This is a genomic window from Mesorhizobium sp., from assembly GCF_004962245.1.
Classification (GTDB): Bacteria; Pseudomonadota; Alphaproteobacteria; order Rhizobiales; family Rhizobiaceae; genus Mesorhizobium.
Genome location: NZ_SUHQ01000027.1, coordinates 66,494 through 92,180, shown reverse-complemented (window position 1 = coordinate 92,180; position 25,687 = coordinate 66,494). Strand labels below are relative to the sequence as shown.

Below are 25,687 nucleotides of genomic sequence, written 5' to 3'. Positions count from 1 at the left end.
AAGCTCAATAATCCACTTCCGAATTGCCCAGGAACTCGTCCGAAATGCCTCTCTGGCGGTAGATGTCGATCACCTCGCCGCGATTTTCCGCATCGATATCGGATTGCTTGCGCGGCCCGATCAGATCGGCCGGATTGGCCATCTGGGCGGCAAGATTGTTCTGATAAGAGCAGCCGAAATCGGCATAGTGCTTGTTTTCCGACGTCTGCAGCAGATCTTCGGGCCAGCGCCCGCATCTATCGGTCTGGGCCTTCACCGAGACATAGGCGACGCGGATCGGCGCGGACGCTTCGGCCGAAGCCGACTGGTAGGTGGTCATGACGATCCGGTTCCGGCTGATGCCGCTGGCAATCGCCAGCCTGGCAAAATCGCGACCCGCCGCGGTCGCGGCGATCTCGTTGGCCGAACCGCTCGGGATCGAGATCGTCAGGGTCGGAGCGGCGCTCTTGTCGTACCCGTCCAGGAAACCCAGAAGCGTGTCGCGCTGAGACTTGGTCATGCCGCGATCGCCGGCGCCCACCGGAAGGTCGATCTTCTCGTTTTTCTCCGCAATCACGATCGGGTGGTTGGTGCGATAGTCGTCCGGAACAGCGCCGACCGTGATGCTGTCCCGTTTGAGGTTGGCGCAGCCCGCCAGCAATGCCGCGACCGCAACCGCCAGGACCGTAATGGCCGGCCGGGAGATCCGCGAACGGCCGGACCGCATCGCTGCGGTGATCGTGCTTGCCTTCAACGCTGACTGGGACATGTCGCTTCCCCGTTTACTTGTAGATGAAGCCGACAACGCCGTGATAGCGGCCGTTGGGCTTATCGGTCTGCATGGTGCCGTAGACGCGATTGACGCGACCAAGGAACATGCCGGCGCCATCGCTGGCGGCGTTGAAATTGTCGTCCGGCTTGGCAAGCGCATTGCGCGCCACCGGCTTCACGAGGTAGGGCGTGATGATGATGACGAGTTCGGTCTCGTTGCGGACGAAGTCCCTGCTGCGGAACAGCGTGCCGAGCACCGGTATCTTGGTCAGGCCAGGCAAGCCGTTGACGGCTTGCCTGAGATCGTCGCGGACAAGGCCGGCGATCATCATTGAGCCGCCGGAAGGCAGTTCCACTGTCGTATCGGCCAAGCGTTTACGGAGCGACAAGGCATTCATACCGCTGCTTTGTCCGCCGTTGGAAAAAGACACAGACCCCTCGGTCGTCGGCTCGGAAACCGATGTCCTGACCTTCAAGCTGATACGGCCGGGGGACAACACCACCGGCTGGAATTCCAGGCCGATGCCGTATTCGATCGTCTCGACCGAATAGGTCCTCTGGCCGGTCTGGTTGTCGTCGGATACATTCGACGTCACGCCGCTTACCAGGTTGTATTCACCGCCGACCCTGAAGGTTGCCTTCTCGCCGGACACGGCAGTCAACGTCGGCTCGGCCAGCGTTTTCATGACACCGGACTGTTCCATGGCGTTGATGTACGCCTGCAGCGTCGATGTGCCGATACTGAAGCCCGAGTTCGACAGCGGCTTGCCCAAGCCTGTGAAGTTGTCACTGATCGCGCTCCAGCTGATGCCGTTGCTGCTGCCGTCGCCGATCATGTTGACGCCGAGCTGCTTCATCACCGAGCGGCTGACTTCCGCGACCGTCACCTTCAGCGTCACCTGGTCGTCGCCGATGATCTGCAAAAGGTTGACGATCTTGCTGACGCGACGCTCGGAATCCGGATTGTCGATGTCGACACCGGCTTCGGCCGAACCGCCGGAGGCGGTCTGCGAATATTGTCCCGTGGTCGCTTCACCGCCGGACACGAAGATGGTCGCCAGATCGACTGCGCGCTTGGCATCCAGGGGCGTGTCCACGGTTCCGGTCAGGACGACGTTGTCGTTCAGCAATTCGACCTTGATGGTCGATGACGGGATGAAGCGCCTGATATAGTCTTCCAGTCCGGCGACGTCGCGTTCAACCGCCAGATCCAGGCTGACGATCTGCTCGCCATTGGGGCCGAAGACGAAGATGTTGGTGTCGCCCACCGCCTTTCCGAACAGATAGATGCGCCTGGCGGTGCGGGTCACCGCATCGGCGACCGCCGGGTTGGCGACGAGAATATCATAGGCATCGCTCGGCAGCTCGATGACAACCGATTTGTTGAGACCGAGCTTGACGCGCTGGGTGGCGGTCGAGGCCGACACCTCGGCATTCTTGCCTGCCGCATTCGCCTCGACGAGGCCATGCGCATTCGTTCCAAGAAGAAACAGGCCGATTGCCGCAGCCAGGGTAACCGGCAGTCTAGCGTTTAGCCTCATTGCCTTGCCCCCACTTCGGAAACTTCGCCAGACTTGATCAATCGTACTGTTCCGCGCCGCCCATTGCCGGAAACGAGATAATCGGCTTCGCCCAGATTCTTCTCCTGGGTGTCGTTGATCGACCGCAGCGCCAATGTCAGGCGATCGGCCATCTGCTGGGCGACGGTGATGATTTCCGCCTGCTGCGGTGTCAATTCCAGTGTGGCGGTCTGGCCGACCCTAGTCCTCTTGCCTTCCTCGTCCTCCTGGATGGTCTGGTCGATCGCCAGGACGCGAATGTTCTTGAGGATGGTTTCAGTCGTAAAACCGCTGCCGCCGTTCCCGGCATCAGACCTGCGGGTCATGATGACGTCGACGAAATCGTTGGGAAGAATGAAGCCGCCGGCCGAAGTGTCGGCCGATACGGCTGTGGCGACGGCCCGCATGCCGGAGGGCAGGATCGACGACATGAAGCTCTGTCCCTCGCCGATCAGCTTGGAGCGCCGCAACGGCTCACCGGCATACATCGCCACACGGGCGACGCCGCCCTTCAGCTTCTCCAGCGCTTCGGGCTCCGCGGCGCGGGTGATGAAATTCGCGTTGATGCCGTCGGCCGGCCAGGACTGCCATCTGATGTTGTTTTCGAGTGGACTGCCCATCGGAACGTCGCCGGACAAGACAAGGACGTCCTGCAGCGCGATTGCCGGCGCCTCGGGGCCGGAATCGACGATTTGAGGCGGCGGAGCCGCCACCATATTTTTCGCAACATATCCTGCGCCACCCGCCGCGGCCACCGCCACGCTCAGAATGATCAGTCGGGATGCTGGCATTCGTCCGAACCTCGCCTTGGCAAACCACCTAGCCAAGCCGGACCTTGCAGCGGCAATCGTCAAAACAAGGTTAATTTAATACTTACGATCGTGATTAATTTAAGGTTTACATAAATTGGAACGATCCGGCCGGCGTATAAAAAAGGCGGCTAGGCCGCCTGTTTTGCAACGCCAAATCCGAGTGTGGAAGGCTGGTCTGACGAGGGAAGGTTGGCGGCGGGAATTAGGCCGCCAGCCTTGCGAGTGCCCACGCCATCAACGGCGAATTCGGAAAGGTGAGCAGCCCGCCAATGCCGAGCGCGATGCCATAGGGGACGCCGGTCGCCTCGTCGGCGAAGTGGCGTAAGAATGGGTTGTGGCTTGTAATGGCTGCAAGCGGCGATTTCCGATAGACGAGAATGGCGAGCGTCAGCAGCCCACCGATGAATGTCGAGACCACGAGATATTGAATGAGATGGACATTGAGTCCCATCCAGATGGCGGTGGCGGCCAGCAGTTTGGCGTCGCCGCCTCCCATGCCGCCGAGCGCGAACAGACCGAAGGTCACGGCGAGAACCAGGCCGCCGGCCGCGAAATGCCAGCCATAGGTTGCCCAGTCCATGCCAGTCAACGGCGCGACCAGGGCGAAGACAGCCACAAGCAGCACCGGCACGCGATTGGCGATCGTCATCGACAGCATGTCGGAGATCGCGGCAAAAAGCATGCAGAACGGAAAGACGACGAAGATCAGGGCTTCAAGCATGGGCGTGGCGCCTGTGGTCAAACTGTGCCTGGTCCCAGCCTAGGCATGTTCGATTAACGATCGATGAGGCCGAAATTTCAAAATCGCGCGGTACGATTGGAAAAGGGCCGCCAGCGCGGCGGCCCTGTACCTGGAAAACAACTGAACGTCGTTGTCTATTACGGGGTGGGGGCGGGGGCAGGCGTAGTTGTGCCGGCGTTATTGAGGGTGTCGGCAATATTCTCGAACTTGTCGTTGATGCTATTGCCCAGCGCGCCGGCGCCGACCATGATGGCGAGTGCGATGAGGGCGGCGATCAGACCATATTCGATGGCGGTCGCGCCGGATTCGTCTTTCACAAAACGTGCAATGAGATTAGACATTTGAGAGCTCCTACTCCACGTGTTACAGCAATTCCGTCAACTTCTCTTGGCGGCTGATCGGATGCTGCCAATCTATGGAGAAGCTCTTTCGATCGGCTTAATAAACAGCCTTACCGATTCCTTTCCCGCTTCGAATGCATTGCGTGGTTAACCGTAAACTAAATGACGTCCAGGAGCCCGACAGGCTCGTCAAAGGCCGCGAAAAGCGCAATTTGCCGATTCGAAAAACGGGGTGGCCCGCTCCAGGCGATCACGATGCCGATCCTGGCATCATCCATCGATCCCATCCGCTTAACCGTTGGTTCACCAATCTCGTTCATGTTCCGTTGAGCAGTTTGCCGCCGTGGAGCGCTTCGATGACCGGGCCGAGATCGTCATTTCCGATTGCCGCGCTTCTTGCCGCCGCAGCCTTCGTCGCGCCGGCCAATGCTGGCGCCGGCATCGAGGTCACGATGAACCAGGCGAAGATCGTCAAATTGTCGCGCGCCGCCGACACGATCGTCATCGGCAATCCGGCGATCGCCGACGCCTCCGTGCAGGATGCTTCGACGATCGTGCTGACGGGCAAGGGCTTTGGCGTCACCAACCTCGTCGTCCTCGATCAGGAGGGCCAGCCGATCGTCGACGAGCAGGTCACCGTGGTGCGACAGGACGCGTCGTCGGTGCGCATCTATCGACGTGCCGAAATACAGACCATGTCCTGCACGCCGTATTGCGAGAGCTCGTATAAAAGCGATGCGGAGAAGGTCTCCGAAGCCGAGATGAGCGCCGGCCGGTAGGCGGCTGGGCCGTGTCGCTCGCCAAAATGCCGCCTCGGTTATCGGCCGGTTAAAACCTTCCCGTCGAACTTAACGATCATCCAAACCGCACTTCAATGGGTTTCCGCTAATGTTCCCTCCGACACCCCTTCAGGATCGGTAGAGACGGGACATGAGCAAAGCAGGACGAGCGAGCTTTTCCGCGCGGTTCCTTGGCGACCGGCGCGGCAGCACCGCTTTGGAATTCGCGATGCTTGCGGTGCCGTTTGCGCTCCTCGTCTTTGCCATCCTGGAGAGCTGCATTTCATTTGCCGGTCAGGAGGTGATGGCCAACATCACTGACGACGTCGCGCGCCAACTGCGGACGGGCCAGATAAGAAGGGCCGACATGACCGAGGCCACGCTGAAGGACATGATCTGCAGCCGGCTGGAGATCATGGTCGCCAAGGACTGCCCCGGATTGGAGGTGGATCTGCGCGAATATCCGACCTTTGCCGATGCGGCCAAGGCGGGCTTCAAGATACAGGACCGCGAAATCGTGCTGACGGGCACGAACCCCGCGACTTTTACGGTATCCCCAGGATTGGCTGAATCAATAAACATGCTGCGGGTTTTTTACAAATGGCCGGTCATGACCGATTTCATGGCCAAGTCGATGGCCAATCTGAAAGACGGCAACACGCTGCATTTTACATCGGTAACCTGGCAGAACGAGCCATTCGACAACTGAAAACGCACCGTTGCGTGGGTGGGAAAGGACGAGGGCATGGGGCGTGCGGGGGCACATAGGAGGATCGCCGGGATTTGCACGAAAGCAATCCGGTTCTGCCGCGATCGCCGCGGTGTCGCAGCCGTTGAGTTTGCCTTCATCGTGCCTGTACTGCTGATCATGTACTTCATGACCATGGAAGCCTCGCAAGCCATCGAGACCAGCAAGAAAGTCAGCCGCGTCGGCAGCATGGTGGCGGATCTCGTCACCCAGCGGCAGACCATCGAGGCAGCCGAACTCGATGCGATCATGCAGATCGGCAACTCCAGCCTTCAGCCCTACAATCGATCGACCCCGGAAATCACCATCACCGCGATAGAGGTCACCAACGAAACGACGCCGAAGGTGCTGGTCGTGTGGTCACGCAAGATGGTCGGCGGTGTTTTTAGCGCCGGCGCCGCCAAGAACTCCGTCACCACGGTTCCACCGGCGCTCGAAATCAAAGGCACCTTTCTCATTCGCGTCGAAGGCAATCTCGCATACAAGCCGATCATCACCTGGTCGGCGGACAGTGAGAAGCGGCTTGGATTGAGTTCGGCCTTCGACACGATATCGATGGGCGAAACCTATTATCTCAGGCCCCGCAGAAGCCCGACGATTCCCTGCGGCTCCTGCTGAAACGACCGCTTCCGACCCGATCGCCATTGCTATCGACCGTTGCCTGACACAAAACGCACCATGGCCGCCGCCATCGCGTAATCCTTTGGGCTGGCAACGGCGAAGCCGCCGGAATGTTTCGATTCCAGAAGATCGTAGACATCCGGCGTCATCGATCTGAGATTGGTGAGGAACACGGTGAGCCGACGCTTGGCCTCGGGGTCGAGGTCGCTGCGGACAGCATGGGGACCGTATCGCAGCAGGCCGGACGTCCACACGACCTGAAGCGCTGCTTTCGAAAGCCCTGCCACTTCCAGCCTTGCCGCCGTGCCGCCCGGAACTTCAGGCTGGCCGTCGGCCACCGCCGGCATCCAGCCGAACATGGCATCGGCCTCACCTTCGACCAGCATCGTTTCAGCTGCCGCAGCCGAACTGGCGTGCGTCAGAAATGGCGCGTTCTCAGGGACCTTAACGCCTTCGGCGGCCAGCCCGGCAAGCGGCAAGAGAGAACCGCCGACGCTGTCGGGAGGCGCCATGGCGACCCGATATGCTTCCATCGCGGCCAGATCGGGGACCTTGCCATCCCGCCTCAGCAGGACGGAACGGATGCCGATCGCGCCGTCGGAATCGACAGGCGCCACAAGAGGCTCTACGCAGTCGCAGCGTTCGGAGGCAGTGGCGTAGGCCATCGCCGAATAGATCGCATAGTCGACGCGGGCGTCGGCCTGCGCGTCGATCAGCGCCGCGTAATCGCGGGCAACGACAAACTCCACCTTCATGCCGAGCGCCTTGGTGTAGGCATCCGTCAGCAGCGCCAGACCCGGAACCGTGCCACCGGTGCCGGGCTCGGCGACGATGCCGACACGAAACGTGCCGATGTCGTCCCGCCAATCGGCGCGTACCGGGTTTGACCAGGACACGCCCAGTATCGTCATGACGGCTGCAGAGGCCTTCAAGGCGCGCGCCATGTGAATCCCATCCGTTTTTTCGTCGATCCGTGCATAAGCAGGCATTTCGCCACATCTCAACTATCGCGCCAAGCCGCCTGGTTCCGAATTGCCAATGGCGGCGCAGATCCCTATGTCTGGGCGGACAGACAATAATAACGAATCCCTGCAATGGCGCGCGCCTTCCTTTTCGTTCTCGATTCCTTCGGCATCGGCGGCGCGGCCGACGCCGAGCGCTATGGCGACGCCGGTTCCAACACGTTCGGACACATCGCTAAAGCCTGTGCGGAAGGGCGCGCGGATCGCGTGGGGCTGCGCAAAGGGCCGCTCTTCGTACCCAACATGCTCTCGCTCGGTCTGGGCCACGCGGCGAAAACCGCGACGGGATTTAGCTTCGGCGACAGCGCCAAGGCCCAGCTCGCCTCCGCCTTCCATGGGGCGGCGCAGGAGATTTCGAGCGGCAAGGACACACCATCGGGCCATTGGGAAATCGCCGCCCTGCCAGTCCGCTTCGACTGGGGCTATTTCCCGGACACGGTTCCCGCCTTTCCGGCCGAACTGACCGAAGCGATCATCCGTGAAGGAGGGGTGCCGGGCATTCTCGGCAATTGCCATGCCCCGGGTACCGAGATCATCGAGCGGTTCGGCGAGGAGCATATCCGCACCGGCAAGCCGATCTGTTACACTTCGGTCGACTCCGTCCTGCAGATCGCCGCCCATGAAACTCACTTCGGCCTGGAGCGGCTCTACGAGTTCTGCAAGGTGGTGCGCAGGCTGGTCGATCCGCTGAATATCGGCCGCGTCATCGCACGGCCCTTCATCGGGGAAACCGCGGGCAGCTTCGAACGGACGCACAACCGCCGCGACTACGCCGTGCCGCCGCCGGAACCGACCTTGCTCGACCGGCTGACGGCGCGCGGCAGCCGGGTCATCGCGGTCGGCAAGATCGGCGATATCTTCGCCCACCGCGGCATTTCGGAGGTGCGCAAGGCCGCCGGCAACATGGCGATGTTCGACAAGGCGCTGGGCGCGATGAACGACGCGGGCGACGGCGATCTCGTCTTCGCCAATTTCGTCGATTTCGACACCGAGTTCGGCCACCGCCGCGACGTTGCCGGCTACGCCGCCGCGCTGGAGGCTTTCGACCGGCGGCTGCCGGAGGCGCTTGCGCAGTTGAGGCAGGGCGATCTTCTCATCCTCACGGCCGACCATGGCAACGATCCGACCTGGCACGGCACCGATCATACGCGCGAACGCATTCCGGTGATCGGCACGGGACCGGGTTTTGGCGGCGATATTGGGCTCCGTGTGACGTTCGCCGACATCGGTGAAACCGTCGCCGAACATCTTGGGCTGACACGCGGCCGCCACGGCACTTCCTTCTATGCAGCGATAGGCGGCCATGCCTGAGTTGCCTGAGGTCGAAACGGTCCGGCGCGGCCTGCAGCCGGTCCTTGAAGGCGCCCTCATCGCCCGCGTCGAGGCGCGCCGGCCCGATCTGCGCTTTCCTTTTCCCGAAAAATTCTTGGAGAGGCTGACCGGCAAGACGATTACGGCGCTCGGTCGCCGGGCAAAATACCTGACGATGCACCTGGAAGGCGGTCCAGTGCTGATCTGCCATCTCGGCATGTCGGGATCGTTCCGCATCGAGACGTTCGATGGCAGCGAAATGCCCGATAGCAGCGAAATGTTGGGCGCGTTTTATCACGAGCGCTCGAAAAATGCGGTGCACGATCATGTCGTCTTCCATGTCGTCTCTCCCGAAGGCGCCCGATCCCGCGTGATCTTCAACGACCCGCGCCGTTTCGGCTTCATGCTGTTTTCGGAAGGGGCGCCCGACACGCATCCGATGCTGGCAGGACTGGGCGTCGAGCCGACAGGCAACACATTGGACGGCGGGCTGCTCGCCTCGCTGTTAAAAGGCCGGAAGTCACCGCTGAAGGCAGCACTTCTCGACCAGCGGCTGATCGCCGGGCTCGGTAATATCTATGTGTCGGAGGCCCTATGGCGGGCCGGCTTGTCGCCGTTGCGCGAGGCGGGCACTGTCGCAAAGCCTGGAAAGAAGGCCAGGCAGCAGAGCGATGCCCTGGCCGAAGCAATCCGCTCGGTGATCGCCGATGCGGTCGCCGCCGGCGGATCGTCGCTGCGCGACTATATGCAGACCGACGGGTCCCTGGGTTACTTCCAGCATTCCTTCGCGGTCTATGATCGCGAGGGCGAACCCTGCTCCAAACCCGGCTGCGGCGGCCAGATAGAGCGCATCGTGCAAAGCGGACGTTCCACCTTCTATTGCCGGACCTGTCAGTTGTGAGTTAGGTGCCAGGTATGAGCCAGGTGCCGGGTGTGAGCTAGATGACCGAGCGAGGAGACACAGTCATGGCCTTTGAAACGATCATCGTGGAGACACGCGGCAAGGTCGGTCTGATCACGCTGAACCGGCCGAAGGCGCTCAATGCGCTGAACTCCCAGGTCCTGGCGGAAGTGGTGGCGGCCGTGAAGGGCTTCTGCGCGGATGCCGACATCGGCGCGATGGTCATCACCGGCTCCGAGAAAGCCTTCGCGGCAGGTGCGGACATCAAGGAAATGCAGGCGATCTCCTTTGTCGATGCCTATGTCCAGGATTTCTTTGTCGGCTGGGAAGAGTTCACCCGGACGCGCAAGCCTGTCATCGCGGCGGTGGCCGGCTATGCGCTCGGTGGCGGCTGCGAACTGGCAATGATGTGCGATTTCATCATCGCCGCCGACAACGCCAAGTTCGGCCAGCCCGAGATCACGCTCGGCGTCATGCCGGGCATGGGCGGATCGCAGCGCCTGACCCGCTTCGTCGGCAAGTCGAAGGCGATGGACATGTGCCTGACCGGGCGGATGATGGATGCCGCAGAGGCCGAGCGTTCCGGCCTGGTGTCTCGCGTCGTGCCTGCCGGCGAGTTGATCGAGGAAGCGCTGCAGGCGGCGGCCAAGATAGCCGATTTTTCGCTGCCGTCGGTGATGATGGCGAAAGAGGCCGTTAACCGCGCTTATGAAACGACATTGGCCGAAGGGCTGCGGTTCGAGCGCCGGCTGTTTCACTCGCTGTTTGCGCTCGACGACCAGAAGGAAGGCATGGCGGCCTTTGCCGAGAAGCGGAAGCCGAATTTCACGAATCGGTAGATCGTGTTGGCGGCGGCCGGAAGCGAGCGACAGCAGCAGCCAAAAAGAAGCCGAAGCAGCGTTGACGCGCCGGAAAAGCTGAACTATAAGCCGCACCAACCGAGGCGGCCCTGTGGCTGCCCGTTTGTTTTTTGCGCCCTGCGGCATCCCGCAAGCGCCCACCAGATCAGAAGAGAGGCATCATGGCCAATACCTCCTCGGCCAAAAAGGCAACGCGCAAGATCGCCCGCCGCACGGCGATCAACAAGAATCGCCGCTCGCGCGTACGGACTTATGTCCGCCAAGTTGAAGAGGCGCTCGCCTCAGGCGACAAGGCTGCCGCGCAGGCTGCTTTCAAGGTGGCGGAGCCGGAGTTGATGCGCGCCGCGACCAAGGGCGTGATACATAAGAATACGGCATCCCGGAAGGTGTCGCGCCTGGCCCAGCGACTCAAGGTGCTGTCGGCCTGATATCCCTTTCCTGAATTGGTCTTCTTCAAGCCCGGCCGCTAACGCCGGGTTTTTTCGTTTGCCGGCAAGTACTTAAAAAGAAAGCCCGCGAACGACACTCTGCATGGATTTCAAACTCCGAAATGCTTTGCCGGCATATACATGCCCACTGATATTCGCCGTCGCTGAAAGCGCCCATGGCCAAAATATCGACTGTCAAAAATTTCCGTTATTTTTCAATAATTTATAGGTGGTCATCCACAACTTATTCACATCGTGCGCGAGGGATGGGGGACAAGTGGCTGTCAAGAAAATTATTTCAGAAAATTTCGTGCGGTGCGGCCTTTTTCATATTCGCCGGAAAAGGGTTTGAATCACAATGGCTTTGTCAAAATATGCCCGTGCGACACCCGGTCCGAAGCCGTCTGCGGTAACCACATTCCTTAAAAATCCGTTAGTCGTGGCCTTGCCCTATCCACAACGATTTCGTTAATGTCGGTCTATCGAGAGGGACGGGCCGTTGGCCCTTAACCCAGCCTGAATCGGCCAGCTCAAAATGGCAGAATTCACGACGTGGATCATTTCCGCGCCGGGTTTGGTTTGCCTTTCGATACGGTAGGGGATTGGCGTAACTGTAAATGGCAGATCAATGACGCGCCGGCGTTTCGCCGGACGGAATTGTATTGCCCTGACATGACCCAAACGGGCTGGCTCTGAGGAGCCGGCGCCGGTTCCTGACAACGAGGCGACATCATCTGCCGGCGGCGGCGATGGTGTCGCAGCGAAGACACGGTCGCCGGAAACATGGATGCAGGAGGCGCATTCCCGGCGGAAAACAGGTACAAAAGGACAAGGAACTCGATCATGCAGAGCGGCATCGAAAGGGAGCTTACGGGCGACCTCCCATTTCCTGGAACCTTAACCGGAGGGGACGCTATATTGGCTTCCAGCGACGCGGAACAGAAGTTCGACCGGGTCAAGGCCCAGTTGAAGGCGCGTCTGGGAACCGAGGTCTATTCGAGCTGGTTCGGACGCATGAAGGTCGCCGAGGCGTCCCGTGGCATTGTCCGCATCTCGGTGCCCACCGCCTTCCTGCGCTCGTGGATCAACGGTCACTATCTCGACCTCATCGCCGAGCTGTGGAAACACGAGGATCCCGAAATCCTCAAGGTCGAGATCGTCGTGCGCACCGCTACCCGCCCGGGGCGCAACAGCGTCGAGCCCGAAGTGGCGCCGGCGCGCAAGATGACCAGGCAAGCGCAGACGGCGCTGGCCGCGGGCACAGCGGGTCCCGGCAGGGTGGAGCGGGTACCGGCACCTCGCCCGGGAATGCCGGCAGAGACCGAGTTCAGGCACAATGTGCTCGGTTCGCCGCTTGACCCGCGCTACACGTTCGGCTCCTTCATCGAGGGACCGTCGAACCGGGTCGCCTTCGCCGCCGCCAAGGCGGTTGCGGAATCGCAGTCGAGCGCGGTGCGCTTCAACCCGCTCTTTCTTCACGCGACGGTGGGGCTGGGCAAGACGCACCTGTTGCAGGCGATCGCGGCGGAATCGCTGAAGCAGAATCCGAAGTCGCGCGTCGTCTATCTCACGGCCGAATATTTCATGTGGCGGTTCGCCACCGCGATCCGCGACAACAACGCCCTGACGCTGAAGGAACAGCTGCGCGACATCGACCTGCTCATCATCGACGACATGCAGTTCCTGCAAGGCAAGTCGATCCAGCATGAATTCTGCCATCTGATCAACATGCTGCTCGACAGCGCCAAACAGGTGGTGGTCGCCGCCGACCGGCCGCCGTCGGAACTGGAATCGCTGGAGCCCCGTGTCCGCTCCCGCCTCAACGGCGGCGTCGCGCTCGAAATGTCGGCGCCGGATTTCGCCATGCGCATCGGCATGCTCAAGCTGCGCCTTGCCACCGCCAAGGCCGACGATGCGTCGCTCGACATCTCGGAGGAGATCCTCAACCACGTCGCCCGCACGGTGACCGGCAGCGGGCGCGAGCTTGAAGGCGCGTTCAACCAGCTTCTGTTCCGCCAGTCATTCGAACCGCAGATCACCATTGACCGCATCGACGAGATCCTCGGCCACATCTATCGTTCGGGCGAACCGAAGCGGGTGCGCATCGAGGACATCCAGCGCATCGTCGCGCGCCACTACAATGTGTCGAAGACAGAACTTCTGTCCAACCGGCGCACGCGCACCATCGTCAAGCCGCGGCAGGTCGCCATGTACCTGTCGAAGGTGATGACACCGCGCTCCCTGCCGGAGATCGGGCGGCGTTTCGGTGGCCGCGACCACACGACGGTGCTGCATGCCGTGCGCAAGATCGAGGATCTTTCGGGCGTCGACAACACGCTGGCGCAGGAACTCGAATTGCTGAGAAGGCTGATCAACGATCAGGCCTGACCGGCCCGAAAAATGCCTGCTTGCGGACTTCGCCAGCTTTATCCCCAGAAAGCCCGCGTAACCGGCCCGAACCGGTCGCGCGGGCTTGCGCTTGCAGGGTTTTTCCTATCAGTTTATGCAGATTCTGAGCCTGTTCAGACCTTTCGCGGGGCACCGCTTGCCGGAGACCCGCTCATTCATTCAAGCGAGCCTGTTTCGTCATGCGTGTTATCCTGGAACGGTCAAATCTCCTGAAGTCGCTGAACCACGTTCATCGCGTGGTCGAGCGGCGCAACACCATACCGATCCTATCGAACGTGCTGCTGAGCGCCGAGGGCGCCACTCTTGAGATGAAGGCGACCGACCTCGATCTGGAGGTGACCGAAGCCACGCCGGCCAAGGTCGAGCGTGGCGGGGCGACGACGGTTCCCGCGCATCTGCTCTACGATATCGTGCGCAAGCTCGCCGACGGCGCGGAGGTCATGCTGAAGACCGACGAGGACGGCAATGCCATGACGGTGACCTCGGGCCGCTCGAGTTTCCGTCTCCAATGCCTGCCGCAATCCGATTTCCCGGAACTTTCGGCCGGATCATTCTCGCATATCTTCCGGGTCGATTCGGTTGCTCTGAAGGGCCTGATCGAGAAGACCCAATTCGCCATCTCCACCGAAGAAACGCGCTACTACCTGAACGGCATCTATCTGCACACGCATGACGCCGACGGCAAGCTGAAGCTGCGCTCGGTGGCGACCGACGGCCATCGGCTGGCGCGCGCCGAGATCGACGCGCCGGCAGGATCCGAGGGCATGCCGGGCATCATTATTCCGCGCAAGACGGTCAGCGAGTTGCAGAAGCTTGTCGACGACCCGGACGTCGCCGTGACCACCGAATTGTCCGACACCAAGATCCGCTTCACCATCGGCAGCGTCGTCTTGACCTCGAAGCTGATCGACGGCACCTTCCCGGACTATCAGCGGGTCATCCCCACCGGCAACGACAAGAAGCTGATCATCGACCGCCAGAGTTTCGCCGCCGCCGTAGACCGCGTCTCGACCATTTCCTCCGAACGCGGCCGCGCGGTGAAGCTTTCGATTGGAGAAGGCCAGGTCACGCTTGCGGTCAACAATCCGGATTCGGGCAGCGCCACCGAGGAACTGGCCGCGGACTATTCGTCCGACCCGATCGAAATCGGCTTCAACGCCAAATATCTGCTCGACGTCGCCGCCCAGTTGACCGGCACGGAGGCAAGATTCATGCTGGCGGATGCCGGTTCGCCAACGCTGATCCACGACATGACCGACGAAACCACACTCTATGTGCTGATGCCGATGCGGGTATAGCCCGAACGAGGCCATCTTGCTGTCATGACCGGAGTTGCGAAGCAGTCTGAGCACGACCAGCAGACTCATATAAGTAAGCTGTCACTTACAAATTTTCGCAATTACGCAAAGCTGTCGATCGACCTCGACCCCGGCGCGGTGGTTTTTTCCGGCGACAATGGCGCCGGCAAAACCAATTTGCTGGAAGCGATTTCCTTGCTGACACCGGGGCGCGGCCTGCGCCGCGCACCTTATGCCGACGTGGCGCGTGAAGGCGGCGACGGCGGCTTTGCCCTCCATGCCAGGCTCGATGGGCCGGACGGCCCGGTCGAGATCGGTACCGGGATTACAGGCGGCGACACCGCCGGCGAGGGCGGCCGGCGGGTGCGGATCAATGGCGCGGCGGCGCGCTCGGCGGAGGACATGCTGGAATGGCTGCGCGTCGTCTGGCTGACACCGGCGATGGATGCATTGTTCACCGGGCCGGCCGCGGACCGCCGGCGCTTTCTCGACCGGCTGGTGCTGGCGATCGATCCCGGCCACGGCCAGCGCGCGCTCGATTACGAAAAAGCGATGCGCGGCCGCAATCGGCTGCTCGCCGAGGGCTCCCGTGACGGCGCCTGGTTCGACGCGATCGAGACGCAAATGGCAGAAACCGGCGTGGCGATTGCCGCGGCGCGTGCCGAACTGGTGCGCCTGCTCGCCGCCATGATCGACAGGCTGCCAAGCGCCGGCCCGTTTCCGCAGGCCGACATCGGCCTGTCGGGTGCATTGGAAAGCGAAGTCGGCACCACCGCGGCTGTCGATGTCGAGGAGCGGTTCCGCCGCGCCCTTACCGAAGGCCGCGATCGCGACCGCGCCGCCGGGCGCACGCTCGACGGCCCGCACCGTTCGGATCTCCTGGTGCGGCACCGGCCCAAGGCGATGCCGGCCGAACTCTGTTCGACCGGCGAGCAGAAGGCGCTGCTGGTCGGCATGGTCCTGTCGCATGCCCGGCTGACCGGCGAGATGTCGGGCATGACACCGATCCTGCTGCTCGACGAGATTGCCGCCCATCTCGACAGTGGTCGGCGTGCCGCATTGTTCTCGATCCTGGAAGAGCTGAACTGCCAGGCTTTCATGACCGGGACCGACGCGGCGCTGTTTTCCAGTCTCAAGGGGCGCGCGCAGTTCCTAACCGTCGATCACGGCACGGTTGGGCCAACCAAAGACCCCTGACAAGGTTTTTGCGCCGCTATAAGGTTTGGCCATGACCGCCTTCACCGACGAAGAACTCGAACGCTACGCCCGCCACATCGTGCTGCCCGAAATCGGCGGCGCCGGCCAGCAGCGACTGAAGCGTGCGCGGGTCCTGGTCATCGGCGCCGGCGGGCTGGGGGCGCCGGTGCTCGAATATCTTGCCGCCGCCGGCGTCGGCACACTTGGGATCGTTGACGACGACAGCGTCTCGCTGTCGAACCTGCAAAGACAGGTGATCCACGGCACCGAAACCGTCGGCATGGCGAAAACCGACAGTGCCAAAGCGGCGATCGCCCGCATCAATCCCCATGTCGCCGTGCAACTGCACAATCTCAGGCTGACGGCGGACAACGCCCCTGCCCTCGTCGCCCGCTATGACATCGTCGTCGACGGCTCCGACAATTTCGAAACACGCTATGCCGTGGCCGACGCCTGCGCCGCGGAAAAGCGACCATTGGTGCATGCCGCTGTCGGCCGCTTCGATGGCTCGGTGACAGTGCTGAAACCATTTGAGACCGGCACGGACGGCAGGCCGAATCCAAGCTACCGCGATCTTTTTCCGGAACCGCCGCCACCCGGCCTGGTGCCATCCTGCGCTGTGGCCGGCGTGCTCGGCGCGCTGACCGGCGTCGTCGGCACGCTGCAGGCGATGGAGGCGATCAAGCTGATTACCGGCATTGGCGAGCCGCTGGTCGGCCGGCTACTGCTTTACGACGCGTTGACCGCGCGCTTCGACACGATCCGCTACAAGAGAAACTAGATCTTGGTCAGCTTGGTTTCCGTTGCGCAGCTTCCGGCCGATTTCGACCGTTGGGACGAGGTGCTGGCGCTGATCATGCGCGCCTTCGCCTCCATGGACAGCGTCATCGATCCGCCATCCTCGACGCATCGGCTCACCGTCGAAAATCTCCGGGACAAGGCCCGGCAAGAGACAGGCTTTGCTGCGATGAAGGACGGCAGGACCGTCGGCTGCGTTTTTGTTCTGGAGCGGGCCAACGATTTCTATGTCGGAAAGCTTGCAGTCGAACCGGGCTTTCAGGGACAGGGCATTGGCAGACAGCTGATGCAAGCTGTCGAGGATCTCGCCCGCAACCGCGGCAAGCCCACGGTCGAGCTTCAGACGCGAATCGAGCTGACCGGGAATCATGCGGCCTTCGCCCGCCTCGGCTTTCGCGAAACGGAACGGACGGCGCACAAGGGCTACGATCGGCCGACTTCGATCACCATGCGTAAGGTTCTTCCGTAAGCCTTTCTGACCTAAGATGGGCGGCCGGTCACGTCCGCAGCGGCAGTACGCGATCCGGCGGGCGGTGACCGTCGAAGAAGGCGCGGATGTTGATGATCACCTTCTCGCCCATGTCGATGCGGCCTTCGAGCGTCGCCGATCCCATATGCGGCAACAGCACGACCTTGCCCTTGGCGGCGAGCTTCAGCAATTTGCTGTTCAGCGCCGGCTCATGCTCGTAGACGTCGAGGCCGGCGCCGGCGATCTTGCCGTCCTGGATCAGCTTGACCAGAGAGTCCTCGTCAATGATGTCGCCGCGCGCCGTGTTGACGATGTAAGCGGTCGGTTGCAGAAGCGCCAGCCGACGCGCCGAAAGCAGATGGAAGGTTGCCGGCGTCGATGGACAGTTGACCGAGATGATGTCCATACGGGCAAGCATCTGGTCGAGGCTTTCCCAGTAGGTCGCCTCCAGCTCGTCCTCGACCGTCGGCAGCACGCGATGGCGGTTGTGGTAGTGGATCGACAGGCCAAAAGCCTTGGCCCGCCGGGCGACGGCGGTGCCGATGCGGCCCATGCCGACAATGCCGAGGCGTTTGCCCCAGATACGCCGGCCGAGCATCCACGTCGGTGACCAGCCGGCCCATTTCTTGTCGCCGGTCAGCACATTGGCACCTTCCGCCAACCGCCGTGGCACCGCCAGCATCAGCGCCATGGTCATGTCGGCCGTATCTTCGGTCAGCACGTTCGGCGTGTTGGTGACGGTGATTCCGCGCTTTGCCGCTGCCGCCACGTCGATCTTGTCGACGCCGTTGCCGAAATTGGCGATCAGCTTGAGGTTGTCGCCGGCCTGGGCGATCAGCGCCGCGTCGATATGATCGGTTATGGTCGGCACCAGAACATCGGCTTCCTTGACCGCTGCGCCCAGTTCCGGCTGCGTCATCGGCCTGTCCTCGACATTCAGCCGGGCATCGAACAGCTCGCGCATACGGGTCTCGACCGGGTCGGGCAGCTTGCGCGTGATGACGACGAGGGGCCTTTTTCTGCCTACCATTGTTTCCTCAAACCCGATCTCGTTGAGACCTCTTTAACCAAGACGGGCGAAACTGGAAGCCGGTCGCGGTGCCAGTTATCCATGTAACAAGAGGTTCCGCCGAAGACAAAGAAAAAGGGGCGCCAAAGGCCGATAGGCCGGTGCCGAAAGGAATGAAAGTGTCCGGTTTCGCGTCGCTCCGCCTGATCCTCAGCGCAGCATTTCTCGGCGCTCTCCTCTACTCCCCGCTTGTGGCGGCACAGGGTGCGGCAGCACCGGCCCAGAGCGTCACGCTCGGACCGAGCGGCCTGCCGCTGCCGCGTTTCGTCAGCCTGAAAGCGGCCCGCGTCAACTCCCGCGTCGGACCAGGCGTCAACTATTCCGTCGACTGGATGTACATGAAACCCGGCCTGCCTATGGAAATCATCCAGGAATTCGACACCTGGCGTCGTGTGCGCGATGCCGACGGCTCGGAAGGCTGGATCAACCAGTCGCTGCTTTCAGGTCGCCGCACGGCGATCGTGGCGCCCTGGCAGCGCGGCAAGGATGCCCGAATCAACCTTCTCGACGACCCGCAAAAGGATGCCAGCATCATTGCGCTCATCGAGCCAGGCGCCATGGGCACGATCAAGTCCTGTGATGGCCAGTGGTGCGAAATGACTTTCGACGGCCATACCGGCTGGCTCGCCCAGTCGCTCGTCTGGGGTGCCTATCCAGGGGAGCGGGTCAAAAACTGACCCCTTCTTGCCGGTTCGGGATCATGGCCTAGCGGCCGAGACGGTATCTCGCGGCCTCACGAAGCGCCGGTCAACCGCAGCGTTTGGGGCGCAATCTCACCACGATGTCGACATTGGCGATCTCCATGCCTTCCGGCGGCTCCGGCAGGTTGGAAACCGTGACAGGACCGCTGGCGATGTCGAAGATCCTGTTTTCGCCTTCTATGTAGAAGTGATGGTGATCGGAGGTGTTGGTGTCGAAATAGGTCTTCGATCCCTCGACGGCCAGAATGCGCAGAAGGCCTGCCTGGGTGAATTGGTGAAGGGCGTTGTAGACGGTGGCGAGCGACACCGGCACGCCGGCGGCGATCGCCTCCTCGTGCAGTTCCTCGGCCGACAGATGGCGGTCGCCCTTGGCGAAAAGCAGATCGGCCAGCGCAATGCGCTGACGCGTCGGCCTCAGGCCAGCTTCGCGAACCCGCTTGTCCACAGCGACATTTTCCTTCCGGCGGCCCAGATCCATCTATCCGTCCAAGCTCACAGTTTCGCCCCAACATATGCCCAGAATGGCAAAAAACGAACATCCACCGAAACTAGACACTCCCCGACATATATTCTGTCGGCCGAATACGATCAATAGCGCGCATTGACCCAGGCAGACGGGCAGGTTAAGCGCAAACGCCGGTTTCCGGCCCGAAATAGATTGTGTTAGGAAACCAACGACAAGGGCGCCCTACCGCCCGGGACGATTACGGGGACGAGATTTATGGCGGTTTCGAAATCCAGCTACGATTACGAGGAACTGCTTGCCTGCGCCCGCGGCGAGCTGTTCGGACCTGGAAACGCCCAGCTCCCCTATCCGCCGATGCTAATGTTCGACCGTATCACCGAGATCAGCGAGACGGGCGGAGCCTTCGACAAGGGCTTCATCCGTGCGGAATTCGACATCAAGCCGGACCTGTGGTTTTTCGCCTGCCATTTCATCGGGAATCCGATCATGCCGGGGTGCCTAGGCCTCGACGCCATGTGGCAGTTGACGGGATTCTACCTCGGCTGGCTGGGTGAGCCGGGCAAGGGAATGGCGCTCTCGACCGGCGAGGTCAAGTTCAAGGGCATGGTGACCCCGTCGGTCAAGAAGGTGGAGTATGGTGTGGACTTCAAGCGCGTGATGCGCGGGCGGCTGGTGCTTGGTATCGCCGATGGCTGGCTGAAGGCGGATGGCGAACCCATATACGCAGCATCGGACCTCAAGGTGGGTCTGTCCAAGCAATCGGCCGCCGCCTGACCGGCGCCTGCACAGCGCCGCGAGCCCCCGGGACGCGCAAAGGTAGAATTTTAATGTGCGCATGATCCTTGTCCGACAGGTTCGGACTCATGCGCCGGAAGGAGTTGCGAATGAGACGGGTCGTAGTGACAGGCCTCGGCATCGTGTCGTCGATCGGCAACAATGCCAACGAGGTGCAGGCCTCGCTCCACGATGCCAAATCCGGCATCAGCTTCTCCGATTCCTTCGCCGAACACGGTTTCCGCTGCCAGGTCTGGGGGGCACCGACGCTCGACCCCTCAGCCATGATCGATCGTCGCGCCATGCGCTTCCTGTCGCAGGGTGCGGCCTGGAACCATGTCGCCATGGATCAGGCGATCGCGGACGCCGGACTTGGCGAGAGCGACATCACCAATGAGCGCACCGGCATCGTCATGGGATCGGGCGGACCATCGACCCGAACCATCGTCGAGGCAGCCGAAACCACCCTCAAGAACGGTAGCCCCAAACGCATCGGTCCGTTCGCGGTGCCGAAGGCGATGTCGTCGACCGCTTCGGCGACGCTCGCCACATGGTTCAAGATCCACGGCGTCAATTACTCGATCTCTTCAGCCTGCTCGACCTCGGCGCATTGCATCGGCAATGGCTATGAACTGATCCAGTGGGGCAAGCAGGACATGGTCTTCGCCGGCGGTCATGAGGATCTCGACTGGACGATGTCGGACCTGTTCGACGCGATGGGCGCCATGTCCTCCAAGTTCAACGACAGGGCATCGGCCGCCTCGCGCGCCTATGACGTCGATCGCGACGGTTTCGTCATTGCCGGCGGCGCCGGCGTGCTGGTCCTGGAAGAGCTCGAGCACGCCAAGGCGCGCGGCGCCAAGATCTACGCCGAGATCGTCGGCTATGGCGCCACCTCCGACGGCTACGACATGGTGGCGCCTTCGGGCGAAGGCGCAGTGCGCTGCATGCGACAAGCGCTGGCGACGGTCTCTTCGCCGGTCGACTACATCAACACGCACGGCACCTCGACGCCGGTCGGCGACTCCAAGGAAATGGGTGCGATCCGCGAGGTGTTCGGCGAAAAGATGCCTTTCATCACCTCGACGAAATCGCTGACCGGCCATTCGCTGGGTGCGGCCGGCGTGCAGGAATCGATCTACTCGATCCTGATGATGCAAGGCGGCTTCATCGGCGAGAGCGCCCATATCGAGCATCTCGATCCGGAATTCGAAGGCATGCCGATCGTGCGAGAACGCATCGATAACGCCAGGATCGACACTGTTTTGTCCAATTCGTTCGGTTTCGGTGGCACCAACGCTACGCTGATTTTCCAGCGCTATTCCGCATAAGGATCTGCCGATCATGGACGGATTGATGAAGGGCAAGCGCGGGCTTGTCATGGGTGTCGCCAACGACCATTCGATCGCCTGGGGCATCGCCCGGAAACTGTCCGAACATGGAGCGGAACTCGCCTTCACCTATCAGGGCGAAGCCTTCGGGCGCCGGGTCAAGCCGCTCGCCGACAAACTCGGCGCCTCGCTGGTCGTCCCTTGCGACGTCGAGGACAGCGCATCGGTTGCCGCCACCTTCGAGACCTTGGGCGAGGCTTGGGGCGGGTTGGACTTCGTCGTCCATGCCATCGGCTTTTCCGACAAGAACGAGTTGAAGGGCCTTTACGCCGACACCAGCCGCGACAATTTCGTCCGCACCATGGTCATCTCCTGCTACTCCTTCACCGAGATCGCCCGTCATGCCGCCACGCTGATGAAGGACAGCGGTTCGATGATCACGCTGACCTACGCGGGTTCCGTCCGCGTCATGCCGAACTACAACGTCATGGGCGTCGCCAAGGCCGGACTGGAAGCCAGCGTCCGCTATCTCGCCAACGACTACGGCCCGCGCGGCATCAGAGTGAATGGCATATCGGCGGGACCGGTGCGGACATTGGCCGGCGCCGGGATTTCCGATGCACGCCACATGTTTTCCTACCAGCAGCGCAACTCGCCGCTCCGCCGTACAGTGACCATCGACGAAGTCGGTGGTTCCGCACTCTACCTCCTGTCCGACCTGTCGTCCGGCGTCACCGGCGAAATCCACTATGTCGATTCCGGCTACCACATCGTTTCGATGCCGACGCTCGACGAGTTGAAGCAGACCGACACCAGCCGGGACTAATTCTGCCGGCAGGATGCATTGGTGGAAAAGTCCCATGATTTGGGACTCCGCAACGCTGCGTCGCATCAATCCTTTCAGATCGCCGCACTTTAAGATCGCGAACGACGCCTGTTAAGATCGCGAACGACGCCTGGCCAATCTGCACCGGCTCAGCGGCGTGCCGCGAAAATCTTGAACATACCGTCGCGGGCGATCTCGGCGTGGCTGGAGAATGCGGCCGCCAGCACCGGTTCGTAGGGAAGCTGGCGATTCGCCACCATAAACAGCCGGCCGCCCGGTTTCAGGGCCTTCGCCGCAGCCCGGATCATGCCGGCGCCGATCTCCGGCTCGGCTGCCCGGCTGCGATGGAAGGGCGGGTTCATGACGATTGCGTCATAGCGGCGCTCGACCGGCTCGCTCAAAAGATCGATCCAGAAGAAATTGGGTTCCGCCATCGTGCTGCCGATGTTGCCTTTCGCCGCCTCCAGCGCATCGAAATCGGCCTCGTAGAGATCGAGCGCCGATAGGCCGGGCGAGCCTGCGGCGACCTCGGCCGCCACATAGCCCCAGCCGGCGCAGAAATCGGCAACGCTGCCACGCAGGTCGTTAGGCAGGTTTTCCACCAGCAATTTCGAACCTGCGTCGATCTTGTCAAAAGAGAACATGCCTGGCGCTGTGCGGAAACGGCCCTCGACCAGAAGCCCCGGATTGCCTGCGCGAAGCGCCACCGCGGCCGCAGCATCTGCCGGCCGACGGAACCAGAAGGCGATGCCGTGATGTTTCGGCAAATGGCCATCGAGCGGCACAAGCTCGTCGATGCGCTTGCGCAAGCTGGCAATGCCATCGTCCTTGGCGCCGGCGATGACGATCAACCCGCCCGGCGCCACACGCTCCACCGCCTCAGCGATACGCAATTCGTTTTGCCCGCGATGACGGCCGGCAAGCACCAGTGCCGCATCGAAACCTTCGCCCTCCAGGCGCGGCGTGACCGTGAAGCCCGCCCCCTGCAGCGCGCGGAAATGCGGCCGGAAGCCTTGCACCAGATGCAGTGCGGCATCGAAGCCTTCGGGCAAGCGCAAACCCGGCACGGCGCCAAGAAAGAGGACACGCTCGCTCTTGCGCGGCAAGGAGACAGCCTCTGCCTCGAAAGGGTGGAACAGTGTTTTCAGCGGCTCGGCGGACATTCATTAATCTCGAAATGCAGCTGGCTTGTCTTGAAAATGAAAACGGGCGCGACCTTCCGGCGCGCCCGCTTCGATGGTGTGGTCAGACCCGCTCAGGCGGCGTCTTCTTCGCCTTCCGCCTTCTTGTCGCGGGCGATTTCCTTGCCCGTGGCCTGGTCGACGACCTTCATCGACAGACGGACCTTGCCGCGCTCGTCGAAGCCCATCAGCTTGACCCAGACCTTGTCGCCTTCCTTGACGACGTCGGAGGTCTTGGCGACGCGATCATTGGCGAGCTGCGAAATGTGGACGAGGCCGTCACGCGGGCCGAAGAAGTTGACGAAAGCGCCGAAGTCAGCGGTCTTGACGACCGTTCCCTCGTAGATCTCGCCGACTTCCGGCTCGGCGACGATGGTGTGGATCCACTTCTTCGCCGCCTCGATCTCCTTGGCGTTGGACGAAGCGATCTTGACCGTGCCGTCGTCCTCGATGTTGATCTTGGCGCCGGTCTTTTCGACGATCTCGCGGATGACCTTGCCGCCCGAGCCGATCACGTCGCGGATCTTGTCGGTCGGGATGTGCATGACCTCGATGCGCGGCGCGAATTCGCCGAGTTCGGCACGCGCGCCGGAGAGCGCATGACCCATTTCGCCGAGGATGTGCTGGCGACCATCCTTGGCCTGGTCCAGCGCGATCTTCATGATCTCCTCGGTGATGCCCTCGATCTTGATGTCCATCTGCAGCGAGGTGATGCCGTTGGCGGTACCGGCAACCTTGAAGTCCATGTCGCCGAGATGATCCTCGTCGCCGAGGATGTCGGAGAGCACCGCGAAGCGCTCGCCCTCCTTGATGAGACCCATGGCGATGCCGGCGACGGGCTTCGCCAGCGGCACGCCGGCATCCATCAGCGCCAGCGAGGTGCCGCAGACGGTGGCCATCGACGACGAGCCGTTGGACTCGGTGATCTCCGAGACGACGCGCAGCGTGTAGGGGAACTGGTCGGCGGTTGGCAGCATCGGGCGGATCGCGCGCCAGGCGAGCTTGCCGTGGCCGATTTCGCGGCGGCCGGGCGAACCCATGCGGCCGGTTTCACCGACCGAATAGGGGGGGAAGTTGTAGTGCAGGAGGAACTTCTCCTTGTACATGCCGGTCAGCGAATCGACATACTGCTCGTCTTCGCCGGTGCCGAGCGTGGCGACGACCAGCGCCTGGGTCTCGCCGCGGGTGAACAGCGCCGAGCCATGGGTGCGCGGCAGGACGCCGACTTCGGAGACGATCTTGCGAACCGTCTTCAGGTCGCGGCCGTCGATGCGCGAACCGGTGTCGAGAATGTTCCAGCGCACGACCTTGGCCTGGAGCTCCTTGAACACGGTGCCGATCTGCTCGGACGTGTACTTGGCTTCCTCACCTTCGGTCGGCGCGAACGCTGCCTTGACCTTCGCCTTGACGGCGTCGACGGCGGCATAGCGCTTCTGCTTGTCGGTGATCTTGTAGGCATCGCGAAGCTCGCCTTCGACGATCTTCAGCATCTCGGCTTCAAGCGCCGAATAGTCGGGCGCAGTGAAATCGCGCGGGTCCTTGGCGGCGACCTCGGCCAGCTTGATGATCGCGTCGATCACCGGCTGGAAGCCACGATGGCCGAACATGACGGCGCCGAGCATCAGATCCTCGCCGAGTTCCTTGGCTTCGGACTCGACCATCAGCACGGCGTCGGCGGTGCCGGCGACGATCAGGTCAAGCTTGGATTCCTGCATCTCGTCGACATGCGGATTGAGCACATACTCGCCGTTGATGTAACCGACGCGGGCGCCGCCGATCGGGCCCATGAAGGGCACGCCGGACAGCGTCAAGGCCGCCGAGGTGGCGACGATCGACAGGATGTCCGGATCGTTTTCGAGATCATGCTGGACGACGGTGACGACGATCTGCGTGTCGTTCTTGTAGCCTTCGGCAAAGAGCGGGCGGATCGGACGGTCGATGAGGCGGGAGACCAGGGTTTCCTTTTCGCTCGGACGGCCTTCGCGCTTGAAATAGCCGCCCGGGATCTTGCCGGCGGCATAGGTCTTTTCCTGGTAGTTGACGGTCAGCGGGAAGAAATCGAGGCCGGGCTTCGGTTCCTTCATCGAAACGACGGTGGCGAGAACCTTGGTTTCGCCGTAGGTGGCGAGCACCGCGCCGTCAGCCTGACGCGCGATCTTGCCGGTTTCGAGGATGAGCGGACGGCCGCCCCATTCGATTTCCACTTTGTGGTGATTGAACATGTCTTGTCCTTCATATGCGGAAAGGGCCGCGCCGTTTCACCGTGCGCGAATGCCCCTTTCCCTTGGCTTCGT

26 protein-coding genes are annotated in these 25,687 nt (G+C 62.0%); 16 read left to right on the top strand and 10 right to left on the bottom strand.

Going from position 1 to position 25,687, the window contains the following annotated elements; all coding sequences use genetic code 11:
• Positions 1–4: 4 nt before the first annotated feature.
• From E5X88_RS25325 to E5X88_RS25305, 5 genes are all read right to left on the bottom strand, one after another.
• Positions 5–748, bottom strand: coding sequence for a CpaD family pilus assembly protein (locus E5X88_RS25325; RefSeq protein ID WP_292166127.1), 744 nt, complete (start codon positions 746–748; stop codon positions 5–7).
• A 13-nt stretch (positions 749–761) separates the two neighbouring features.
• A complete protein-coding gene (locus E5X88_RS25320; RefSeq protein WP_292166125.1) occupies positions 762–2,291 on the bottom strand; it encodes a type II and III secretion system protein family protein in 1,530 nt (509 codons plus the stop codon).
• A complete protein-coding gene (gene cpaB, locus E5X88_RS25315; protein WP_292166123.1) occupies positions 2,288–3,100 on the bottom strand; it encodes a Flp pilus assembly protein CpaB in 813 nt (270 codons plus the stop codon). Before cpaB ends, E5X88_RS25320 begins: the two co-directional genes overlap by 4 nt.
• A gap of 223 nt (positions 3,101–3,323) precedes the next feature.
• A complete protein-coding gene (locus E5X88_RS25310; RefSeq protein WP_292166121.1) occupies positions 3,324–3,842 on the bottom strand; it encodes a prepilin peptidase in 519 nt (172 codons plus the stop codon).
• A gap of 158 nt (positions 3,843–4,000) precedes the next feature.
• On the bottom strand, positions 4,001–4,204 hold the full coding sequence (locus E5X88_RS25305) for a Flp family type IVb pilin (protein ID WP_292166120.1): 204 nt from the start codon (positions 4,202–4,204) through the stop codon (positions 4,001–4,003).
• A gap of 356 nt (positions 4,205–4,560) precedes the next feature.
• On the opposite strand from E5X88_RS25305, the gene E5X88_RS25300 reads away from it, so the two are divergent.
• The 3 genes from E5X88_RS25300 (at position 4,561) to E5X88_RS25290 (ending at position 6,349) form a co-directional block, all read left to right on the top strand.
• On the top strand, positions 4,561–4,983 hold the full coding sequence (locus E5X88_RS25300) for a pilus assembly protein N-terminal domain-containing protein (RefSeq protein WP_292166118.1): 423 nt from the start codon (positions 4,561–4,563) through the stop codon (positions 4,981–4,983).
• A gap of 151 nt (positions 4,984–5,134) precedes the next feature.
• The gene (locus E5X88_RS25295) at positions 5,135–5,692 is read left to right on the top strand and encodes a TadE/TadG family type IV pilus assembly protein (protein WP_292166116.1); all 558 of its coding nucleotides are present in this window, start codon (positions 5,135–5,137) and stop codon (positions 5,690–5,692) included.
• 36 nt (positions 5,693–5,728) lie between these two features.
• Positions 5,729–6,349, top strand: coding sequence for a TadE/TadG family type IV pilus assembly protein (locus tag E5X88_RS25290; RefSeq protein WP_292166114.1), 621 nt, complete (start codon positions 5,729–5,731; stop codon positions 6,347–6,349).
• Between the two features lie 29 nt (positions 6,350–6,378).
• Here the strand turns inward: E5X88_RS25290 and E5X88_RS25285 are convergent, their stop codons facing one another.
• Positions 6,379–7,296: a PhnD/SsuA/transferrin family substrate-binding protein gene (locus tag E5X88_RS25285; RefSeq protein ID WP_292166112.1), complete on the bottom strand. Its 918-nt coding sequence runs from the start codon at positions 7,294–7,296 to the stop codon at positions 6,379–6,381.
• Between the two features lie 150 nt (positions 7,297–7,446).
• Between E5X88_RS25285 and E5X88_RS25280 the strand changes: the two genes are divergently transcribed.
• The 9 genes from E5X88_RS25280 (at position 7,447) to E5X88_RS25240 (ending at position 17,045) form a co-directional block, all read left to right on the top strand.
• Positions 7,447–8,685 carry a phosphopentomutase gene (locus E5X88_RS25280; protein WP_292166110.1) on the top strand — a complete coding sequence of 413 codons (1,239 nt, stop codon included), beginning with the start codon at positions 7,447–7,449 and terminating at the stop codon, positions 8,683–8,685.
• Positions 8,678–9,586, top strand: coding sequence for a bifunctional DNA-formamidopyrimidine glycosylase/DNA-(apurinic or apyrimidinic site) lyase (gene mutM, locus E5X88_RS25275; RefSeq protein ID WP_292166108.1), 909 nt, complete (start codon positions 8,678–8,680; stop codon positions 9,584–9,586). Before E5X88_RS25280 ends, mutM begins: the two co-directional genes overlap by 8 nt.
• Positions 9,587–9,651: 65 nt before the next feature.
• On the top strand, positions 9,652–10,425 hold the full coding sequence (locus tag E5X88_RS25270) for an enoyl-CoA hydratase (protein ID WP_292166106.1): 774 nt from the start codon (positions 9,652–9,654) through the stop codon (positions 10,423–10,425).
• Between the two features lie 182 nt (positions 10,426–10,607).
• Positions 10,608–10,874: a 30S ribosomal protein S20 gene (gene rpsT, locus E5X88_RS25265; protein ID WP_145715330.1), complete on the top strand. Its 267-nt coding sequence runs from the start codon at positions 10,608–10,610 to the stop codon at positions 10,872–10,874.
• Between the two features lie 843 nt (positions 10,875–11,717).
• Positions 11,718–13,262: a chromosomal replication initiator protein DnaA gene (gene dnaA / locus E5X88_RS25260; protein WP_292166104.1), complete on the top strand. Its 1,545-nt coding sequence runs from the start codon at positions 11,718–11,720 to the stop codon at positions 13,260–13,262.
• Positions 13,263–13,462: 200 nt separating this feature from the next.
• Positions 13,463–14,581, top strand: a complete 1,119-nt coding sequence (gene dnaN, locus E5X88_RS25255; protein WP_292166102.1) for a DNA polymerase III subunit beta — start codon at positions 13,463–13,465, stop codon at positions 14,579–14,581.
• A gap of 24 nt (positions 14,582–14,605) precedes the next feature.
• Entirely contained in the window at positions 14,606–15,778 is a 1,173-nt protein-coding gene (recF, locus tag E5X88_RS25250) for a DNA replication/repair protein RecF (RefSeq protein WP_292166100.1), read from the top strand.
• A 31-nt stretch (positions 15,779–15,809) separates the two neighbouring features.
• A complete protein-coding gene (locus E5X88_RS25245) occupies positions 15,810–16,559 on the top strand; it encodes a molybdopterin-synthase adenylyltransferase MoeB (RefSeq protein ID WP_292166098.1) in 750 nt (249 codons plus the stop codon).
• A 3-nt stretch (positions 16,560–16,562) separates the two neighbouring features.
• Positions 16,563–17,045: a GNAT family N-acetyltransferase gene (locus E5X88_RS25240; RefSeq protein ID WP_292166096.1), complete on the top strand. Its 483-nt coding sequence runs from the start codon at positions 16,563–16,565 to the stop codon at positions 17,043–17,045.
• Positions 17,046–17,073: 28 nt separating this feature from the next.
• On the opposite strand, the gene E5X88_RS25235 is transcribed toward E5X88_RS25240, so the two are convergent.
• On the bottom strand, positions 17,074–18,075 hold the full coding sequence (locus E5X88_RS25235; protein WP_292166094.1) for a D-glycerate dehydrogenase: 1,002 nt from the start codon (positions 18,073–18,075) through the stop codon (positions 17,074–17,076).
• A 158-nt stretch (positions 18,076–18,233) separates the two neighbouring features.
• Here E5X88_RS25235 and E5X88_RS25230 point away from each other — a divergent pair, with 158 nt between their 5' ends.
• On the top strand, positions 18,234–18,791 hold the full coding sequence (locus E5X88_RS25230) for an SH3 domain-containing protein (RefSeq protein WP_292166092.1): 558 nt from the start codon (positions 18,234–18,236) through the stop codon (positions 18,789–18,791).
• A gap of 70 nt (positions 18,792–18,861) precedes the next feature.
• Here the strand turns inward: E5X88_RS25230 and irrA are convergent, their stop codons facing one another.
• A complete protein-coding gene (gene irrA / locus E5X88_RS25225) occupies positions 18,862–19,293 on the bottom strand; it encodes an iron response transcriptional regulator IrrA (protein ID WP_292166091.1) in 432 nt (143 codons plus the stop codon).
• Between the two features lie 243 nt (positions 19,294–19,536).
• Between irrA and fabA the strand changes: the two genes are divergently transcribed.
• From fabA to fabI, 3 genes are all read left to right on the top strand, one after another.
• Positions 19,537–20,055: a 3-hydroxyacyl-[acyl-carrier-protein] dehydratase FabA gene (fabA, locus tag E5X88_RS25220; RefSeq protein WP_292166090.1), complete on the top strand. Its 519-nt coding sequence runs from the start codon at positions 19,537–19,539 to the stop codon at positions 20,053–20,055.
• Between the two features lie 110 nt (positions 20,056–20,165).
• Complete coding sequence (fabB, locus tag E5X88_RS25215; RefSeq protein WP_292166088.1) at positions 20,166–21,386, top strand: beta-ketoacyl-ACP synthase I; 1,221 nt, start codon at positions 20,166–20,168, stop codon at positions 21,384–21,386.
• 13 nt (positions 21,387–21,399) lie between these two features.
• Positions 21,400–22,212, top strand: a complete 813-nt coding sequence (gene fabI / locus E5X88_RS25210; RefSeq protein ID WP_292166086.1) for an enoyl-ACP reductase FabI — start codon at positions 21,400–21,402, stop codon at positions 22,210–22,212.
• A gap of 149 nt (positions 22,213–22,361) precedes the next feature.
• Here the strand turns inward: fabI and E5X88_RS25205 are convergent, their stop codons facing one another.
• Both E5X88_RS25205 and pnp read right to left on the bottom strand, forming a co-directional pair.
• Positions 22,362–23,375 (bottom strand): class I SAM-dependent methyltransferase, encoded by a 1,014-nt coding sequence (locus tag E5X88_RS25205; protein ID WP_292166084.1) that lies wholly within the window; start codon positions 23,373–23,375, stop codon positions 22,362–22,364.
• 92 nt (positions 23,376–23,467) lie between these two features.
• A complete protein-coding gene (gene pnp / locus E5X88_RS25200; protein ID WP_292166082.1) occupies positions 23,468–25,615 on the bottom strand; it encodes a polyribonucleotide nucleotidyltransferase in 2,148 nt (715 codons plus the stop codon).
• Positions 25,616–25,687 lie beyond the last annotated feature (72 nt).

What these genes read in the sequence shown, in the direction of transcription:
- E5X88_RS25325 (WP_292166127.1), bottom strand. Translation starts at nt 748, where the DNA reads ATGTCCCAGTCAGCGTTGAAGGCAAGCACGATCACCGCAGCGATGCGG.
- E5X88_RS25320 (WP_292166125.1), bottom strand. Translation starts at nt 2,291, where the DNA reads ATGAGGCTAAACGCTAGACTGCCGGTTACCCTGGCTGCGGCAATCGGC.
- cpaB (WP_292166123.1), bottom strand. Translation starts at nt 3,100, where the DNA reads ATGCCAGCATCCCGACTGATCATTCTGAGCGTGGCGGTGGCCGCGGCG.
- E5X88_RS25310 (WP_292166121.1), bottom strand. Translation starts at nt 3,842, where the DNA reads ATGCTTGAAGCCCTGATCTTCGTCGTCTTTCCGTTCTGCATGCTTTTT.
- E5X88_RS25305 (WP_292166120.1), bottom strand. Translation starts at nt 4,204, where the DNA reads ATGTCTAATCTCATTGCACGTTTTGTGAAAGACGAATCCGGCGCGACC.
- E5X88_RS25300 (WP_292166118.1), top strand. Translation starts at nt 4,561, where the DNA reads ATGACCGGGCCGAGATCGTCATTTCCGATTGCCGCGCTTCTTGCCGCC.
- E5X88_RS25295 (WP_292166116.1), top strand. Translation starts at nt 5,135, where the DNA reads ATGAGCAAAGCAGGACGAGCGAGCTTTTCCGCGCGGTTCCTTGGCGAC.
- E5X88_RS25290 (WP_292166114.1), top strand. Translation starts at nt 5,729, where the DNA reads ATGGGGCGTGCGGGGGCACATAGGAGGATCGCCGGGATTTGCACGAAA.
- E5X88_RS25285 (WP_292166112.1), bottom strand. Translation starts at nt 7,296, where the DNA reads ATGGCGCGCGCCTTGAAGGCCTCTGCAGCCGTCATGACGATACTGGGC.
- E5X88_RS25280 (WP_292166110.1), top strand. Translation starts at nt 7,447, where the DNA reads ATGGCGCGCGCCTTCCTTTTCGTTCTCGATTCCTTCGGCATCGGCGGC.
- mutM (WP_292166108.1), top strand. Translation starts at nt 8,678, where the DNA reads ATGCCTGAGTTGCCTGAGGTCGAAACGGTCCGGCGCGGCCTGCAGCCG.
- E5X88_RS25270 (WP_292166106.1), top strand. Translation starts at nt 9,652, where the DNA reads ATGGCCTTTGAAACGATCATCGTGGAGACACGCGGCAAGGTCGGTCTG.
- rpsT (WP_145715330.1), top strand. Translation starts at nt 10,608, where the DNA reads ATGGCCAATACCTCCTCGGCCAAAAAGGCAACGCGCAAGATCGCCCGC.
- dnaA (WP_292166104.1), top strand. Translation starts at nt 11,718, where the DNA reads ATGCAGAGCGGCATCGAAAGGGAGCTTACGGGCGACCTCCCATTTCCT.
- dnaN (WP_292166102.1), top strand. Translation starts at nt 13,463, where the DNA reads ATGCGTGTTATCCTGGAACGGTCAAATCTCCTGAAGTCGCTGAACCAC.
- recF (WP_292166100.1), top strand. Translation starts at nt 14,606, where the DNA reads ATGACCGGAGTTGCGAAGCAGTCTGAGCACGACCAGCAGACTCATATA.
- E5X88_RS25245 (WP_292166098.1), top strand. Translation starts at nt 15,810, where the DNA reads ATGACCGCCTTCACCGACGAAGAACTCGAACGCTACGCCCGCCACATC.
- E5X88_RS25235 (WP_292166094.1), bottom strand. Translation starts at nt 18,075, where the DNA reads ATGGTAGGCAGAAAAAGGCCCCTCGTCGTCATCACGCGCAAGCTGCCC.
- irrA (WP_292166091.1), bottom strand. Translation starts at nt 19,293, where the DNA reads ATGGATCTGGGCCGCCGGAAGGAAAATGTCGCTGTGGACAAGCGGGTT.
- fabA (WP_292166090.1), top strand. Translation starts at nt 19,537, where the DNA reads ATGGCGGTTTCGAAATCCAGCTACGATTACGAGGAACTGCTTGCCTGC.
- fabB (WP_292166088.1), top strand. Translation starts at nt 20,166, where the DNA reads ATGAGACGGGTCGTAGTGACAGGCCTCGGCATCGTGTCGTCGATCGGC.
- fabI (WP_292166086.1), top strand. Translation starts at nt 21,400, where the DNA reads ATGGACGGATTGATGAAGGGCAAGCGCGGGCTTGTCATGGGTGTCGCC.
- E5X88_RS25205 (WP_292166084.1), bottom strand. Translation starts at nt 23,375, where the DNA reads ATGTCCGCCGAGCCGCTGAAAACACTGTTCCACCCTTTCGAGGCAGAG.
- pnp (WP_292166082.1), bottom strand. Translation starts at nt 25,615, where the DNA reads ATGTTCAATCACCACAAAGTGGAAATCGAATGGGGCGGCCGTCCGCTC.